The organism is Streptomyces sp. NPDC008092 (assembly GCF_042957285.1).
Classification (GTDB): Bacteria; Actinomycetota; Actinomycetes; order Streptomycetales; family Streptomycetaceae; genus Streptomyces.
In genome coordinates, this window is sequence record NZ_JBIBHY010000003.1 from 336586 (window position 1) to 353460 (window position 16875).

General features: G+C 69.2%; 14 protein-coding genes. 13 read left to right on the forward strand and 1 reads right to left on the reverse strand.

Annotated elements, in window-relative coordinates; translation table 11 throughout:
* Positions 1-112: 112 nt before the first annotated feature.
* From map to truA, 9 genes are all read left to right on the forward strand, one after another.
* Positions 113-949 (forward strand): type I methionyl aminopeptidase, encoded by an 837-nt coding sequence (gene map / locus ACFZB3_RS10820; RefSeq protein ID WP_391374021.1) that lies wholly within the window; start codon positions 113-115, stop codon positions 947-949.
* A 155-nt stretch (positions 950-1104) separates the two neighbouring features.
* A complete protein-coding gene (locus tag ACFZB3_RS10825) occupies positions 1105-1491 on the forward strand; it encodes a hypothetical protein (RefSeq protein WP_391372895.1) in 387 nt (128 codons plus the stop codon).
* Between the two features lie 236 nt (positions 1492-1727).
* The gene (infA, locus tag ACFZB3_RS10830; protein WP_003948620.1) at positions 1728-1949 is read left to right on the forward strand and encodes a translation initiation factor IF-1; all 222 of its coding nucleotides are present in this window, start codon (positions 1728-1730) and stop codon (positions 1947-1949) included.
* Positions 1950-2010: 61 nt separating this feature from the next.
* Positions 2011-2124 carry a 50S ribosomal protein L36 gene (gene rpmJ, locus ACFZB3_RS10835; RefSeq protein ID WP_003998809.1) on the forward strand — a complete coding sequence of 38 codons (114 nt, stop codon included), beginning with the start codon at positions 2011-2013 and terminating at the stop codon, positions 2122-2124.
* Positions 2125-2314: 190 nt separating this feature from the next.
* Positions 2315-2695 (forward strand): 30S ribosomal protein S13, encoded by a 381-nt coding sequence (gene rpsM / locus ACFZB3_RS10840; RefSeq protein WP_031167100.1) that lies wholly within the window; start codon positions 2315-2317, stop codon positions 2693-2695.
* A gap of 70 nt (positions 2696-2765) precedes the next feature.
* Entirely contained in the window at positions 2766-3170 is a 405-nt protein-coding gene (gene rpsK, locus ACFZB3_RS10845) for a 30S ribosomal protein S11 (RefSeq protein WP_003956432.1), read from the forward strand.
* Between the two features lie 143 nt (positions 3171-3313).
* Positions 3314-4336 carry a DNA-directed RNA polymerase subunit alpha gene (locus tag ACFZB3_RS10850; RefSeq protein ID WP_019055532.1) on the forward strand — a complete coding sequence of 341 codons (1023 nt, stop codon included), beginning with the start codon at positions 3314-3316 and terminating at the stop codon, positions 4334-4336.
* A gap of 181 nt (positions 4337-4517) precedes the next feature.
* On the forward strand, positions 4518-5042 hold the full coding sequence (gene rplQ / locus ACFZB3_RS10855; RefSeq protein WP_361282982.1) for a 50S ribosomal protein L17: 525 nt from the start codon (positions 4518-4520) through the stop codon (positions 5040-5042).
* A 144-nt stretch (positions 5043-5186) separates the two neighbouring features.
* Entirely contained in the window at positions 5187-6044 is an 858-nt protein-coding gene (gene truA / locus ACFZB3_RS10860) for a tRNA pseudouridine(38-40) synthase TruA (RefSeq protein WP_391372899.1), read from the forward strand.
* Between the two features lie 45 nt (positions 6045-6089).
* Here the strand turns inward: truA and ACFZB3_RS10865 are convergent, their stop codons facing one another.
* Positions 6090-10472: a choice-of-anchor D domain-containing protein gene (locus tag ACFZB3_RS10865; protein ID WP_391372902.1), complete on the reverse strand. Its 4383-nt coding sequence runs from the start codon at positions 10470-10472 to the stop codon at positions 6090-6092.
* A gap of 606 nt (positions 10473-11078) precedes the next feature.
* On the opposite strand from ACFZB3_RS10865, the gene ACFZB3_RS10870 reads away from it, so the two are divergent.
* From ACFZB3_RS10870 to ACFZB3_RS10885, 4 genes are read left to right on the forward strand one after another with little or no spacing between them, the layout of a single operon-like run.
* Positions 11079-12545 carry a glycosyltransferase family 2 protein gene (locus tag ACFZB3_RS10870; protein WP_391372905.1) on the forward strand — a complete coding sequence of 489 codons (1467 nt, stop codon included), beginning with the start codon at positions 11079-11081 and terminating at the stop codon, positions 12543-12545.
* The gene (locus tag ACFZB3_RS10875; RefSeq protein ID WP_391372908.1) at positions 12542-13546 is read left to right on the forward strand and encodes a glycosyl hydrolase; all 1005 of its coding nucleotides are present in this window, start codon (positions 12542-12544) and stop codon (positions 13544-13546) included. Before ACFZB3_RS10870 ends, ACFZB3_RS10875 begins: the two co-directional genes overlap by 4 nt.
* Entirely contained in the window at positions 13543-15309 is a 1767-nt protein-coding gene (locus ACFZB3_RS10880; protein WP_391372911.1) for a hypothetical protein, read from the forward strand. The genes ACFZB3_RS10875 and ACFZB3_RS10880 overlap by 4 nt, the downstream gene beginning before the upstream one ends.
* Positions 15306-16847: a glycosyltransferase family 39 protein gene (locus ACFZB3_RS10885; RefSeq protein WP_391372913.1), complete on the forward strand. Its 1542-nt coding sequence runs from the start codon at positions 15306-15308 to the stop codon at positions 16845-16847. Before ACFZB3_RS10880 ends, ACFZB3_RS10885 begins: the two co-directional genes overlap by 4 nt.
* The last annotated feature ends 28 nt before the right edge of the window (positions 16848-16875 follow it).

Genomic DNA, 16875 nt, shown 5'->3' on the forward strand with positions numbered 1-16875 from the left:
CCGGCCGCGGCGCCCTCCCCCCCGGACCAGGTCCGGGGACCCCAGGGTGCCGCGGCCGTACTGTTGTACAGGTAACCCAGTCGACGTGAGTGACGGAGAGCGCAGGCCGCCCATGGTGCAGATCAAGACCCCCGAGCAGATCGCCAAGATGCGGGCGGCGGGCCTGGTCGTGGCCGCGATCCACGCGGCGACCCACGAGGCCGCGGTGCCCGGCGCCACCACCAGGGACCTGGACGAGGTCGCCCGCAAGGTGCTCGCCGAGCACGGCGCCAAGCCGAACTTCCTCGGCTACGGCGGCTTCCCCGCCACGATCTGCACCTCGGTCAACGAGGTCGTGGTCCACGGCATCCCCTCCGACGAGGTCGTCCTGAAGGACGGCGACATCATCTCCGTCGACGCGGGGGCGATCGTCGACGGCTGGCACGGTGACGCCGCCTACACCGCCTTCGTGGGCTCGGGTCACGCTCCGGAGCTGGTCGAGCTGTCCCGGGTGACCGAGGAGTCGATGTGGGCCGGCATCGCGGCCGTCAGGCAGGGCAACCGCCTGGTCGACGTCTCCCGGGCCATCGAGACCTACATCCGCCGCCAGCCGAAGCCCGGCGGCGGCCGCTACGGCATCATCGAGGACTACGGCGGCCACGGCATCGGCACCGAGATGCACATGGACCCGCACCTGCTGAACTACGTCGACCGCCGCCGCGGCAAGGGCCCCAGGCTGGTCACCGGCTTCTGCCTCGCGATCGAGCCCATGGTCTCCCTCGGCACGCCCAGGACCGAGGTCCTGGAGGACGACTGGACGGTCATCACGACGGACGGCACCTGGTCCTCGCACTGGGAGCACTCCGTCGCCCTGACGGAGGAGGGCCCGCTGGTGCTGACGGCTCCCGACGGGGGCCGGGCGAAGCTGGCGGAGCACGGGATCACGGCGGCGCCCGACCCGCTGGCCTGAGGATCGCAAAGAGATCACAAAGCCCCCCTGGGAATCGATCCTCTGTTCGACCTTTGAGGATAAGATCATTGCCGACCGGCAGGGGGGCGGTCACGCGGTGCTGTGCACGGCACTGCGCCCGCTTCCCTGTCATGCACATGATGAAAGGGAAAACGGTGGGTTCCACTCTGAAGCGAACGGTCGGCATCCTCGCGGGAGCGGCCGCTCTGGCCATCACGACCGGCACCGCGCCCGCGTTCGCGTCCGCGGCCGGGTGTCACGGCGGTGCCTGTGTCCGGGTCGACGGCTCCGGCCTCAAGGTCAACTGGATCCAGGCCTACTCGGGCGACGAGACCTTCCACGGCAAGTTCAAGATCTACGCCGAGAAGATGGGGTACGTGAAGTACTCGCCGCTGACGACGTACTACAACAACGGCAACCACTTCACCTACTTCCGGGTTCCGATCAACGCGAACTGGAAGGACGGCACCGACATCTGCGTCCAGGCGCTCCTGGACGGCACGCACGATGACGGCACCGCCTGCGAGACCGTCGAGAAGTAAGCGGCAAGCAGCGAGAAACACGCAGTAACGAGCGGTCGGGGGAACGACCGCTCGTCCGCCCCGTCCGTCGCGCATAACCAGCCGACGGGCGGGGCATTGTCATGGGCAGGTGCGGAGGACGAGTGAGTTCGTCTTTTTCTGGGTGCTGACGTAGACTGACTCGTCGGCTCTCGTGCACCCGCATGTCCGCATGCCCCTCGGGAGTCGATCAAGGTAGTCGATTCGAAGGGCGAAGCGTGGCCAAGAAGCAAGGTGCCATCGAGATCGAGGGCACTGTCGTCGAGTCTCTTCCGAACGCCATGTTCAAGGTCGAGCTCCAGAACGGCCACCAGGTCCTGGCACACATCAGCGGCAAGATGCGTATGCACTACATCCGCATCCTCCCTGACGACCGGGTCGTGGTGGAGCTGTCTCCGTACGACCTGACGCGTGGCCGGATCGTCTACCGATACAAGTAGATCTTGCCCACGTCCCGCGCGAGCGGGGCCGCCGGCAACTGACCCGGAGAACCTCAATCCCATGAAGGTCAAGCCGAGCGTCAAGAAGATCTGCGACAAGTGCAGGGTGATCCGCCGTCACGGTCGGGTCATGGTCATCTGCGAGAACCCGCGCCACAAGCAGCGCCAGGGCTGACGCACGACCGATCCCTCTGCATCCATCGCAGAGATTCGCGCGACGCAAGCTGAATATGTTCATACGCAGAATCCAGGTGCCACGGCGCCTGACACCCCCGGTTCGGAGGCCGGGGACCCAGTACGTACCTGATACGGCGGCTGGGGACCGGTTCTGCGGAAGACCTCCGAAGATCACCAGGAGCCATTGAATGGCACGCGTTTCCGGTGTTGACATCCCGCGCGAAAAGCGCGTGGAGGTCGCGCTCACCTACGTGTTCGGCATCGGCCGGACACTCTCGCAGCAGACGCTGGCCGAGACCGGCATCGACCCGAACACCCGCGTTCGCGACCTGACCGAAGAGCAGCTGGTCGCCATCCGCGAGTACGTCGACAACAACATCAAGACCGAGGGTGACCTCCGTCGCGAGATCCAGGCCGACATCCGCCGCAAGGTCGAGATCGGCTGCTACCAGGGTCTGCGTCACCGTCGCGGTCTGCCCGTCCGCGGTCAGCGCACCAGCACCAACGCCCGCACCCGCAAGGGTCCGCGTCGCGCCATCGCCGGCAAGAAGAAGCCGGGCAAGAAGTAGTCCGCAGCGGACAACGCTTCATCAGCGGTCTTCGCTGTAGGACCGACCACCTCCCCGTAGGAGTTACTAGATGCCCCCCAAGGGTCGTCAGGGCGCTGCCAAGAAGGTGCGCCGCAAGGAAAAGAAGAACGTCGCTCACGGCCACGCGCACATCAAGAGCACGTTCAACAACACGATCGTCTCCATCACGGACCCGTCCGGCAACGTGATCTCCTGGGCCTCCGCCGGCCACGTCGGCTTCAAGGGCTCCCGGAAGTCCACGCCGTTCGCCGCGCAGATGGCCGCCGAGTCGGCTGCCCGCCGCGCCCAGGAGCACGGCATGCGCAAGGTCGACGTGTTCGTGAAGGGCCCGGGTTCCGGTCGTGAGACCGCGATCCGCTCCCTGCAGGCCACGGGTCTCGAGGTCGGCTCCATCCAGGACGTCACCCCGACCCCGCACAACGGCTGCCGTCCGCCGAAGCGTCGTCGCGTCTGACCTCGCTTCGCAGGGTTTGCTCGGGCGGTACGGCTCCGTAAGGGTCGTGCCGCCCGTACCCTTGCAGTACCCGCACTCTCACGGGTGCGGCTCCGTCGGGCGTCAAATAGCGGGCGTCCACGAAAGAAGGATCTGATCCACACATGCTGATCGCTCAGCGTCCCTCGTTGACCGAAGAGGTCGTCGACGAGTTCCGGTCCCGGTTCGTGATCGAGCCGCTGGAGCCGGGCTTCGGCTACACCCTCGGCAACTCTCTCCGCCGTACCCTCCTGTCCTCGATTCCCGGCGCGGCTGTCACGTCGATCCGGATCGACGGCGTGCTGCACGAGTTCACCACCGTGCCGGGCGTCAAGGAGGACGTCACCGACCTGATCCTCAACATCAAGCAGCTGGTCGTCTCCTCGGAGCACGACGAGCCGGTCGTGATGTACCTGCGCAAGCAGGGTCCGGGTCTGGTCACCGCCGCCGACATCGCGCCTCCGGCCGGTGTCGAGGTGCACAACCCCGACCTGGTCCTCGCCACGCTCAACGGCAAGGGCAAGCTGGAGATGGAGCTGACGGTCGAGCGTGGCCGCGGTTACGTCTCCGCCGTGCAGAACAAGCAGGTGGGCCAGGAGATCGGCCGTATCCCGGTCGACTCCATCTACAGCCCTGTGCTGAAGGTCACGTACAAGGTCGAGGCGACCCGTGTCGAGCAGCGCACCGACTTCGACAAGCTGATCGTCGACGTCGAGACGAAGCAGGCGATGCGTCCCCGTGACGCCATGGCCTCGGCCGGCAAGACCCTGGTCGAGCTGTTCGGTCTCGCCCGCGAGCTGAACATCGACGCCGAGGGCATCGACATGGGCCCGTCCCCGACGGACGCCGCCCTCGCCGCCGACCTGGCGCTGCCGATCGAGGAGCTGGAGCTCACGGTCCGCTCCTACAACTGCCTCAAGCGCGAAGGCATCCACTCCGTGGGTGAGCTGGTGGCGCGCTCCGAGGCGGACCTGCTGGACATCCGCAACTTCGGTGCGAAGTCCATCGACGAGGTCAAGGCGAAGCTGGCCGGCATGGGCCTGGCCCTGAAGGACAGCCCGCCCGGATTCGACCCGACCGCTGCGGCTGACGCCTTCGGGGCCGATGACGACGTGGACGCTGGGTTCGTGGAGACTGAGCAGTATTAAGAGTTCGGGCCTTCCGGTCCGTACTCGGGTGCGGGTGCGCTGTGGCTTGTCGCGCAGTTCCCCGTGCCCCTTCCGGTCGGGCCCCTTCGGGGCCTCGACCGGATCTCCGACAGACAACCGTCTGCTCGGATACTGACCCCGGTACCTGACACGGCCAGGGCAGACACACAGGAGAAGAACCATGCCGAAGCCCACCAAGGGTGCCCGTCTGGGCGGCAGTGCCGCGCACGAGAAGCTGCTCCTCGCGAACCTCGCGAAGTCGCTCTTCGAGCACGGCCGTATCACCACCACCGAGGCGAAGGCCCGCCGCCTGCGCCCGTACGCCGAGCGTCTGGTCACCAAGGCGAAGAAGGGCGACCTTCACAACCGCCGTCAGGTGCTCCAGGTCATCACGGACAAGAGCATCGTGCACACGCTCTTCACCGAGATCGGCCCGCGGTACGAGAACCGTCCCGGTGGCTACACCCGCATCACCAAGATCGGTAACCGCCGTGGCGACAACGCGCCCATGGCTGTCATCGAGCTGGTCGAGGCGCTGACGGTTGCCCAGCAGGCGACCGGTGAGGCCGAGGCCGCGACGAAGCGTGCGGTCAAGGAGGCCGAGGAGACCAAGGCTGCCGAGACCGTCGAGGTCGAGGACGCCAAGGTCGACGTGACCAAGGCCGACGAGGCCGAGGACGCTGCCGAGGAGTCGAAGGACGCGTAAGCGTTCTGCCGGGGACTGCCGGCCGGCGGCTGCGGCGCCGTAGTGGCTGGTCGCGCAGTTCCCCGCGCCCCTGACGGGGCGCATGAGTGGGCCTGTTCCTTTCACGGGACGGGCCCACTTTTCTTTACCTGAGAGGATTCTTCCGTGAGTGACGACGTTCAGCCCGGCCATGTGCGCATCCGTCTCGACCTGTCCTACGACGGCGCCCACTTCCACGGCTGGGCCAAGCAGGCCGGCGGGAAGCGGACCGTGCAGGGGGAGATCGAGGACGCGCTGCGGACGGTGACGCGGTCGGGGGAGACGAGGTACGAGCTGACCGTCGCCGGGCGGACCGACGCCGGGGTGCACGCCCGCGGCCAGGTGGCGCATGTCGATCTGCCCGGGGAACTGTGGGCCGAGCAGGGGGAGAAGCTGCTGAAGCGGCTGGCCGGGCGGCTGCCGAAGGACGTGCGGGTGTGGTCGCTGGCGGAGGCCCCCGACGGTTTCAACGCCCGGTTCTCCGCGATCTGGCGCCGGTACGCGTACCGGGTCACCGACCACCCCGGGGGAGTCGACCCGCTGCTGCGCAACCACGTCCTGTGGCACGACTGGCCGCTGGACGTGGACGCGATGAACGAGGCGGCCGGCCGGCTGCTGGGGGAGCACGACTTCGCCGCGTACTGCAAGCGCCGGGAGGGGGCCACGACCATCCGGACGCTCCAGGAGCTGAGCCTTCGGCGGGGGACCGACGGGATCGTCACGGCCACCGTGCGGGCCGACGCCTTCTGCCACAACATGGTGCGGTCCCTGATCGGCGCGCTGCTGTTCGTCGGGGACGGCCACCGCGGGCCGGAGTGGCCGGGGAAGGTGCTGGCCGCCGGGGTCAGGGACTCGGCCGTACACGTCGTACGGCCGCACGGGCTGACCCTGGAGGAGGTCGGCTATCCGGCGGACGAGCTGCTGGCCGCGCGGAACAAGGAGGCGCGGAACAAGCGGTCGTTGCCCGGGTGCGGCGGATGCTGAGCGGGAGTCCCGCCCTGGGCCGGCGGCCGGGGGCGGGACCCGTGCTCACTGCCTGACGGTGAAGTACTGCCAGGCGCCCCAGGTGCTGAGGTTGGTGTTGTCCCTGCTGCTCCGCACGTACTCCGCGGCGATGCGGAACCTGCTGTCGACGGAGTTGGTCAGGGACATCCTGTGGCGGCCGGCGCTGGCCGAACTCAGGGCCGCGCAGGGAGTGGTGGTCTGCGTGTGCCAGGCGCCGCTGTAGTAGCGCTGCACGCGGAAGAGGATGCACTGGCCGGCCTTGCCGGGTGTGACCGTGACGTCCAGCTGCTCCTTGGCGGTGTGGTGGTACACCCGGTAGAGAGTGCTGCCGTAGTGCGTGTTCGTGTAGTAGCCGGACAGTTTCTCCGAGACGCGCACATGGGACTGCACACTGCGGGCGACGGTCTTCGGGGCGTACCGGTAGTCGCCGGCGAACACCGCGCTGAACGTGGTGTTGCGGGCGAGCTTGTAGGACCCGGTCAGATTGCCGTGGCCGTCCACCGTCCCCGACTTCACCAGGACCGACGTGCCGCCGAACGGCTGGGCGTAGATCGCCACCGTGCGCTTGTCGTACGTCGCGCCGAGGTGCGCGGTGACCTTCGCGGTCTGACCGTACGAGTAGGTCGCGTGGTCGGTGGCGATGGTCAGGGAGGTCGGGACCCGGGAGACCTGGACGGTGGCGCTGGTGCTCCCCTGCTTGTGCGAGACGTCGCCGCCGTAGGTCACCCGGTAGGTGTTGGCGCCGCCGATCTGCGGGGTGTCCGGGAACGTGAACGAACCGTCCGCGGCGACCTTCGCGTCGGCGAGTGCGGTGCCGGAGGTGTGGGCGAGGTCGGTCTTCGTGACCTTGACGACCCCACCGGTGGCGAAGGGTGAGCCGGAGAGCCTGCCGGACACGGTCAGTTTCTGCGCGCGGGTGGCCGTGGCCGGGGCCGTCAGACTGACCGAGGTGGCCAGCTTGGACACCTGGACGAGGGCTGTCGTGCTCGCCGTCCCGTGTGTCGTGTCCCCCGCGTAGCTCGCGGCGTAGGTGTAGGTGCCCTCCGCGGGCGGGGTGTCGGTGAAGGTGAAGGAGCCGTCCGCCGCCGTCGTCACGTCGGGCAGCGCTGTGCCGTTCCGCGTGATGTGCGCGACCTGGCCCGCGGGAAGCGCCGCGGACGAGGTCAGGGTGCCGGAGACGGTCAGCGGCCGGCCCGGGACGCCCGTGCCCGGCGCGGTGAGGTGGAGCGAGACGGCCGCCGCCGCCCCTTCACTGACGACCGGTCCGCTCACCGTCTGCACGTCGGAGCTGTCGGCGTTGGCGCCGGAGAAGGCGAGGAGCGCGGTGGATGTCAGTGCCGGTGTCGTGTCCACCACCTGGGTTCCGTCGACCCATACGTACAGATGGCCGGTGGCCACCTGGACGTCGACCTGGTGGGTGCCCTGGCGCAGGGAGGTACCGAGCGGGACCACCGACTGGTAGTCGATCGTCGACGAGCCGGCCGAACTGCGGCCGACACCCGCGAAGTTCTGTGCCTTCAGCGTGTTGTTCCAGCCGGTGCCGAGCGTGACCACCGTGCCGGGCCGTCCCGCGATGCCGAGGCCGTCACCGGTACCGCCCAGTGCCGAGGCGGAGTTCTGGGCCGGGTCGAGGAGGGCGAGCGTCATGCCCTTCCCGCCGGTGCCGGGGCCGAACTTCGCGGTGAAGGTGGCCCGCAGGCCGTCGGTGCGCAAGGGCTTGGTGTACACCGCCGAGCCCGCCTTGTTGCTGGTGGCCGGGGTCAACTGGACGCCGTCGCCGGACGGCACCGCCGAGCCGTTGGTCTGCCAGAGTCCGTCGGCGGTCGAGGTGGTCGTGGCGGTGCCGGTACCGGTGCCCTTGACCTGCACGTACATGGCGCCCTGGGCGGTGCCGTCCGCGTCGGTCCCGGTGCCGGTGACCTCGTAGGAGGCGCTCAGATCGGCGGCCGAACGCGGAGTGAACGTCACGCTCTGCACCGCGGTCTGCTCGGGACCGATGACCAGGCCCTCCGACAGCTGTACCGGGCTGTTGAAGTCACCGGTCGGTGCCTTGGCCTTGGTCACCGTCACCGGGATGTTGCCGGTGTTGGTGATGGTGAACGACAGCGACTTCGAGCTGCCGATCGGGACCTGGCCGAAGTCCAGCGAACTCGTGGAGAACTGCAGGTGCCCCTGCCCCGTGACGGCCGTCGCGCCGACCGGCACGCTCAGCGTGTGGGTGGCACCCCCACCGCTGCTGCTGATCACGAGCGCGTCGCTGTCGACCTGGTCGCCGGCCGGCGTGTAGGTGACCGAGAGCACGAACGAACCGCCGGACGGTACGACCGTCCCCGTGCTCGGCAGCCCCGAGGCGGAGAAGGCGCCGCCGGGCGCGTCGACCGAGTCGACGGTCTCCGGTTCGGTGCCGGTGTTGGTGATCTGGAGGTTCAGCGTAGAGGTGCTGCCGGTGGGTACCTCGCCGAAGTCGAGGGAGCCGGGCGCCGCCCCGAAGCCGGGCCTGGTGCCGATGCCGTGGACGGCGAAGACCAGCTTCTGGCCGTCCGACAGGTTCGCGGTCAGTGTGCCGTTGACGCCGCCGGTGGTGGTGGGGGCGAAGCTGATCGGAACATCGAGGGTGGCGCCCGCCGCCAGCGCCGTGGGCTGCTCGGGGGTGGGTACGGCGGACGGCGCGACCGTGAACGGGCCGGAGGCCTTGAGCCCGGTGATGCCGACGTCCTGCGTGGCCGTCAGCGTCATCCGGGCGGAGCCGCTGTCGCCCACACCGACCTGGCCGAAGTCCAGCGAGGCCGCGGTCAGGGCGGTCCTGGCCGGGCTGCCGAAGCCGTAGAGCACACCGTCCCGGGTGCCGACGTACACCTTGCCGCTCTCGGCGGTCGGCGTGCTGAACTTCGTCGCGGTGCCGATCGGTGCCGACCACAGCAGCTGGAGGCGGCCGTTGCCGTCGGGGGTGGGGCTGTAGGCGCGCAGAGTGCCGTCGGCCCCGGAGGCGTTGGTGGCGGAGGTCATCCACACCAGGGCACTGGACGCGTCCGTGCCGTCGGACGTGACCAGGGGGGAGCCGCTGGTGTAGCCGAAGGTGTCCTGGCTCTGGCCGGTGAGGGTGAGGGTGGGTGTACCGCCGTTGCGCACGCCGTACTTGAGGGCGCGCAGCGGGCCCTGGTTGCCGACGACGTAGACGTAGCCGCCGTCGCCGCCCCAGAACGCGGGGTGTCCCCACATGCCCTGGTAGGGGCCGGACACGCTCACCGCGGCGTCGCCGCCCTGGGGCCCCTGGCCCATGCCGCCGAGGTTGTCGCGGTCGAGCAGGAACACCCGCCCGTCCTTGCCCTGCTGGACCAGGAGATGCGGGTGCTCGCTGGTGCCGAAGCCGTCCGGCAGCGCCATCGGGGCGCCCGAGGAGATGTCCTGGTCGTTGAGGTCCAGGGTGGCGGCGTTGCTGGGGCTGAAGAAGTCGGCCGTACCGAGGCTGTCGTCCGTGCCGACCTGGAGGCGTACGACGGACTCGGCCAGTGTTCCCTGCACGGTCCTGCCGGGGCCGGGCGCCGGGCTGATGCCGTTTCCGGTGCTGAAGAAGATGCGGCCGGAGCCGTCCGAGACCAGTCCGCCGCCCGCCTGCCAGATGCCGGCGCCGCCGACACCGGTCGCCGAGGCCCACATCGAGGTGATGCTGTGCCCGGTGGTGCTCACACCGACCACATAGCCGCGGTACGGCCATGCGTCGCAGTGGGCGCCGAAGCCCGCGTAGACGACGCCGTCCATCAGCAGCAGGCCGGGGCGCTGCTGCTCGTAGTAGGCGTCGAAGGTGGCGCTCGGGTCGTTGACGGGACTTCCGGCGATGGTGACCGGCCACCCGGAGCGCTCGGCTCCGGAAGCGGGGTCCACCGCGTGCATCAGCCACTTGGGGTGGCGGTGGGTGGCGGTGCCGTCGTCGACCTTGGTGGTGAAGTAGAGGGAGTCGGTGGACGGATCGTAGACCGGCGTCGCGGTCGCGCCGATGTCGGGCACGAGGTCCCCGCAGCCGATCGCCGAGGCCGGCCACGCCGGTCCGTAGTTCTTGCTCCACTCGATCGCGCCGGTGGTGCGGTCCAGGCCGTACAGGGTGTTGCTCTCGGTGACGGCGATCACCTGGTCGCCGAGCACCAGTGGCTGGGCGTATATCTGCCCGTCCAGTCTGGTGGCGAAGAGCCGGCCGAACGCGGAGGACTGGACGACCGCCGGGGAGAGCGAGGACTCGTCCTGATCCCAGTTGGTGCGCAGGTTGTCCACGCCCTGGGTGTTCTGGTCGGCCCGGGCCGAGGGCGCGACCAGGCCGATCGTCGTGCCGATCAGCGCCGCGGTGGCCACGGCCACGACGGAGACCAGCCAGGTGCGCCGCCGGTCGCGATGACGGCCACCGCGTGCGGGCATGAGAAACCCGGGCAAATCGGGACCCCCCTCGTGTTCGCACCCGGAGCGGTCACGGGTGCGGCACAAATGTGAAGACTAAGTGGTTGTTCTTATCACCGGTTGAGGTTTTTGGGCACCGTGGGGCGCGTTTCGCTTCGGCATCGTCAGCGGGAGCGGCGTGTTCGCGGGCCGTGTCCACGCGCGGACCGGATGTCGCCGGTGGTGTGACAAGAAGCGCACAATCAGGGGCAACTGCCCGGGTCGTCCCGATCTGAAACCTGTTGGTTACCCCACTCTTCAACAAAAAAAAGGTGCATAAAGTGACTTGTCGGGCGTTTGTCTCCGCGCTGCCCTTACGTCATTCACACCTCTCGGATAACCTTTCACATCTGGCCCCTTTGTTCGAAAGGGGTTCTTCTTTGGGGTGGGGAACACATCGGGCACATCGCCCGGAGGGTAGGAATGTCATCCATTGACTCTGCCCGCATGTCCGGAGTGACCGGTGCCGGGGGGCATCGATCTTCAAGGCGTGGAGGAAAGCGTGGTGCCGAGCAGGCGCCCCTGGGACTTCTGCCCGCGCCGCCGTCGCATGCGGAGAAGTATTCGTACGTCAAGAGGCGCCTGTGGGTGCTGACGCTCGCCTCGATCGTCAGCTTCGGGTGCCTGACCGTCAGCCAAGTGGCGCTGACCAAGGCCAGCCCACTGATGTGGATCTTCGCGCCGCCGCTGTTCTTCACCGTCGTCTACTACCTCGTGTCGCTGCGGGTCAACGGCTTCACGCGCGACTTCGACTTCGAGTACCACCAGCAGCTCGTCCGTGACTGGCGGCCCCGCGTCTACCCCAGCGTCGACGTCTTCCTGCCGGTGTGCGGCGAGCCCATCGAGGTGCTGCACAACACCTGGACCCATGTGCGCCAGCTGGCCGACCGCTACCCCGGCACCTGTGTGCCCTTCGTCCTCGACGACGGCGCGAGCCCCGAGCTCGCCGCCATGGCCCGGGACTTCGGCTTCCGCTACGGCACCCGCGAGAACCGTGGCTGGTTCAAGAAGGCGGGCAACCTGCACTACGGGTTCGGTCAGTCCGACGGCAAGTACATCCTGATCCTCGACGCCGACTTCACGCCGCGCTCCGACCTCCTGGAGGAGCTGCTGCCGTACATGGAGGCCGACGAACGCATCGGGATCGTGCAGTCCCCGCAGTACTTCCGGGTGCTGGACTCGCAGAACTGGATCGAGCGCGGGGCCGGTGCCGTGCAGGAGCTGTTCTACCGGTCCGTGCAGGTGTCCCGGCAGAACAGTGACGGCGCCATCTGCGTCGGCTCCTGTGCCATCTACCGGCGGGCCGCGCTGGACACCAACGGCGGCACGACCCTCATCGAGCACTCCGAGGACGTGCACACCGGGTTCGACCTGCGCGGGCTCGGCTGGGACCTGAAGTACGTGCCGGTCGCGCTGTCCACGGGCGTGTGCCCGGACACCGCCGGGGCCTTCTTCAACCAGCAGTACCGCTGGTGCTCCGGCTCGATGTCGCTGCTCGCCAGCAAGAAGTTCTGGGACGCGCCGATCGGTTTCTCCAGCCGGCTCTGCTACATGTCCGGCTTCTTCTACTACATCCACACGGCGCTCTTCACCTTCCTCGCGCCGCTCGTGCCCATCATGCTGCTGCTCACCAGCCCCGAGATGCTGCAGGTCAAGCACCTCGTCTGGGTGCTGCCCAGCATCGCCTACACCACCCTCGTCTTCCCGATGTGGCACAAGGCGCCGTACCGGCTGGAGGCATGGTCGGCACGGATGATGTACGGCTGGGCGCACGTCTTCGCCATCTGGGACATCCTGCGCAAGCAGCGCATGGGCTGGCAGCCGACCGGCTCCAAGGGCGCGAAGAAGAACAAGACCCGCCGGTTCTGGCTCGGCCTGTGGATCTGGAGCGGGGGCACCGCCGTGGTCTGGGTCGGCGCGGCCGTGTACCGGCTGTTCACCGGCTACCCGCCGGACTTCGCTCTCGTCCTGTCCTCCGGGCTGTTCTACGCGCTGGTCGTCGCGCGTGCGCTCATCCAGCCCAAGGAACACCCCTCAGCAGGTGAACCCGCATGATCCGCAAGACCGTCCTGCCGCTGTGCGCGGCGCTGATGTCCCTGGCGGCGGTCGCCGGCTGCGGCGTGCTCGGCGGTGACGACCCTGCCGCCGAGGCCGCGAAGGCACCGACCGCCGGGTCCTCGAAGGGATCCGAGGCGGAGCCGCCGTACGACGTGAAACCGCTGCTGCACCCCGACAAGGACTACTTCGGGGTGGCCCTGAACGGCGCGCCCAGCTCGATGAAGCCGGTGGACGCCTTCGCGAAGACCGTCGGCAAGAAGCCCAACCTGGTCGGCTCCTACTCGTCGTGGGGCGACGGCTTCAACGCCGTGGGCGCCCAGAACGTCTTCGGCGACGGCGGCATGCTGTACGTGTCGTGGGAGCCGTTCAAGCCCGGCCTCGGCAAGATCGCCGACGGCTCGCAGGACACGTACATCAAGAAGTACGCGGACAGCGTGCGCAAGACGAACGTGCCCGTCGCGATCAGCTTCGGCCACGAGATGAACGGCCAGTGGTACCCGTGGGGCACCAAGGACACCACCCCCGCGACCTTCGTGAAGGCGTGGCGGCACATCCACGACGTCTTCCAGGAGGTCGGCGCCACCAACGTCATCTGGGTGTGGAGCCCGAACGTCATCAACCCGGTCCCCTCCGTGAAGCTGAAGCCGTACTGGCCCGGTGACGCCTACGTCGACTGGGTCGGCATCGTCGGCTACTGGACGCAGACCGGCGCGCACACCTTCGACACCCTCTACGGCCCGACCCGCAGCCAGATCGACGCGTTCACCGACAAGCCGGTGCTGATCAGCGAGACCTCGTCCGAGCCCGGGGAGCGGCGGCGTGCCGACGTGCGCGCGCTGCTCGGAGGCGTGAAGCAGGACAAGAACGTCATCGGCTTCCTGTGGTTCAACATCCCCAAGCGGGCCGACTGGCGCATCCAGAGCAGCCCGCTCGCCCTGGCCGAGTTCAAGCGCCTCATGGCCGACGACGACTTCGGATTCGAGGTGCCGCGTTCATGACGACGCAGCAGGACGGCGGCTGGTCGGAGCGCGGACAGCAGCAGGACTGGCAGCAGCACTACCCGCCGTACGCCGAGCAGCAGCACCAGGTCCACGGCGAACAGCAGGCGTACGAGCAGCAGCAGGCGTACGGACAGCAGCAGGCCTACGGGCAGCAGCAGGCCTATGGTGATCAGCAGACCTACGGGCAGCAGCAGGCCTACGGTGATCAGCAGACCTACGGTGATCAGCGGGGTTACGGGCAGCAGCAGCCGTATGCCGGGCAGCCGTACATCCCGCAGCAGCCGACCGCCGCGCAACAGCACTACGCGCGTCCCTACACGGGCGGTTCCGACGCCGAGTACTACGTCCCCGAGTACACCGTCCTCGACCCCGAGCCGGAGCCGGAGCCCGAGCCGGGCTATGTGCTGCCCGAGGTCCCGGTGTCGGCCTGGTCGGTCGACAACAGCCGCTCGGCGTGGATCAGCCGGGGCGTCCTGCTCCTGATCCTGCTCGTGCAGGCGGGCCTGTCCTTCCGGCTCGACGGCAGCGCCTTCCCCCAGGAGGCGAAGTTCCTGACCTCCGACGGCGAGCTGTCGGGGCTGGTCTCCCAGCTCGGCCTCGGCGGGGCCCGGGCGCTGAGCCTGGCGTGGGCGCTGGGGGCCACGGCGCTGCTGTTCGGCGCCACCCGGCTGCTGTTCAACGCGCGAGCCGGTCTCGCGGCCGCCGCCATGTACTCCGTGCTGGAGTCGACCGCCTTCACCGGCCGTTACGCCTCCCTGCACTCCCTGTCCCTGTTCCTGCTCGCCGCCGCCCTGTGGCTGCTGGCCCGGACCCGGCAGGCCAGCCCCGCGGCCGTGCTGCTCGCGGCGCCCTTCGCGGCGCTCGCGCCGTTCGCCGCCTACTCGGCGGCCCTGTACCTGCCCACGCTGACCGTGCTCGCCGTGCTGACCGCCTACCGCTTCCGCGGCGCGGGAGCCTTCGCGCGGGGCGCCGTCTTCGCCGGGGCCACCGGCGCGCTGTGCTTCGCAGGCCTGCAGCTCGCCGGCACGCCGAGCGGCTGGAACGTGAAGGGCACCGACAGTGCCGTCACCCTGCTCAAGGAGAGCGCCGAGTGGGGCGGGGTCGTCCTGCTCGTCGCGGTGATCGGTGCCGCCGGTTTCGTCCGGCGGGCCCGGATGGGCGAGATGCCATGGGCCGAAGGCAGCGCACCGGGCGCGATCCGGCGCTCCCTGCTCGGTCTGACGATGTGCGCCACCGCCCTGCTCGCCCCGCTCTACCAGGCCTGGCTGGGCAACGGCAGCTCGCTGTACATCCACGTCGGCTTCGGACTGCTCTTCGCGGTGCCGATGGCCGGTCTCGGTGTCTCGCGGATGATGGGCGCCCACTTCAGGTACCCGCAGATCGGCATCATGATCTACGTCGCCGCCCTGGTCATCGGCATGGCACAGACCGGGGGGCTGTACCGGCCGCCGGACTCGGCCGCCATGATCGGCGCCCTGCGCGAGGTCGTGGACACCAAGGGCGAGTACCTGACGGACGACCCCGAGATCTCCGCCTACTACCTCCGGGCGCAGACGAAGCCGGCCCAGTGGCACCAGGCCGAGCGCGGCGCGGCTCTCGCGGCCGAGGTGAAGAAGGGCTCCTACGACGCGATCGTGCTGCGGGCCGCCTCCGTTCCCGAGGCGCTGCGCGGCACCGCGGACTACCGGCTGCTGGCCGTGCTGCGGCCCTCCGACAAGGACGGCGGACAGGAGCCGTACCGGATCTGGGTGAAGCGATGACTGCGTACACACCATCGGTCGACGAGACCGCCGCCCAGGAACCCGGGGAGGGCACGTCCGCCGAGCACCGGAGGTCCGCCGACGGTGCCGGCCGGGGCTCGGCGTGGCTCGCCTTCGTGCTGCCCGCTCTGGTCGCCGCCGCCTGTGCGGTGCCGGGGCTCGGCGGGCGCCAGCTGTGGCGCGACGAGCACGCCACCTGGTGGGCGTCCACGATCTCGTGGCACGACCTCGGACGGCTGATCGGCAGCATCGACGTCGTGATCGCGCCGTACTACGCGGTGATGCATCTGTGGATCGACGTCGCCGGGGACTCGGCGGCGATGCTGCGGCTGCCGGAGGCGCTGGCCATGGCGGTCTCGGCCGGTCTGGTCGGGCTGCTGGGGCGCCGGATGTTCGCGGTGCGCACCGGGGTGCTGGCCGGGCTGCTGTTCGCGGTGGTGCCGATGATCACCCGGTACGGCCAGGAGGCCCGGCCCTACGCCTTCGCGACGATGTTCGCGCTGCTGGCCACCCTGTGGCTGATCCGGGCGCTGGACAGGCCGAGCCTGCGCAACTGGACGCTGTACGCGCTCGCGATCGCGGCCACGGGGTTCAGCCACCTGGTGGCCATGGCGGTGCTCGCCGGTCACGTGTGGCTCGTCTTCCTGGCCAGGAAGCGGGGCGACCGCATCGCCCACTACGCCTTCGCCGGCGCGGCCATGCTGGGACTGTCCATCACCTTCCCGATGGTGGCGCAGGGCACCGGGCAGAGTGGCCAGATCGCCTGGAACGTCACCACGACCCAGGACCTGACCCGGCTCCCGGAAACCCTGTTCGGGTCGTGGGTCACCGGGGGAGCGGTGATGGCCCTCGGCGTGGTCGGCCTGCTGGTGGCCGGGCGGTACTCGGTGCTGCTCGCCGCCTGGGCGGTCCTGCCGCCGGTGCTCACCTTCGTGACCGCCAACCAGCTGCACCTCTTCCTGCCGCGGTACCTGCTGTTCACCATCCCGGCCTGGACGCTGCTGGTGGCCGCCGCGCTCACCCGGCTCGTCGGCAGGCTCGACCCCGACGCCCGCCGGGGGACCGGCGCGCGGGTGCTGAGCGGGCTGCTGGTCGCGGTCGTGGCGGCCGGGTACGCCTTCGTGGCGTGGCCGGCGATCGGCGATGCCAAGAAGGACCTGCCGACGGAACCGGACTTCCGGGGCGCGGCGAACACCGTCGCGGCGGGCGAGCGCCCGGGCGACGGGATGATCTTCAACGGCGGGATGTCGGAGCGCCGGGCCATGGCGTACGAGCTGCGGGACCGCAAGGCCCCCGAGGACGTGCTCATGGAGTACACCCCGCAGCAGAACGGGTCCTACGGCGCCACCGAGTGCCGCAAGCCGGCGAGCTGTCTCAAGGGCACCGACCGGCTGTGGCTGGTCTCCACCGTCAGCGACGGGCGCCCGCTGCTCACCGGCATGAACGAGAAGACCGCGGCGGCGATCGAGAAGTCCTTCAAGGCCGGTCGCACGGTGAAGCTGAACCATGTGGTGGTGCAGGTTCTTGAGCGCAAGTAGCGGCCGGCACGGAGTTGTGAAGGAGGCC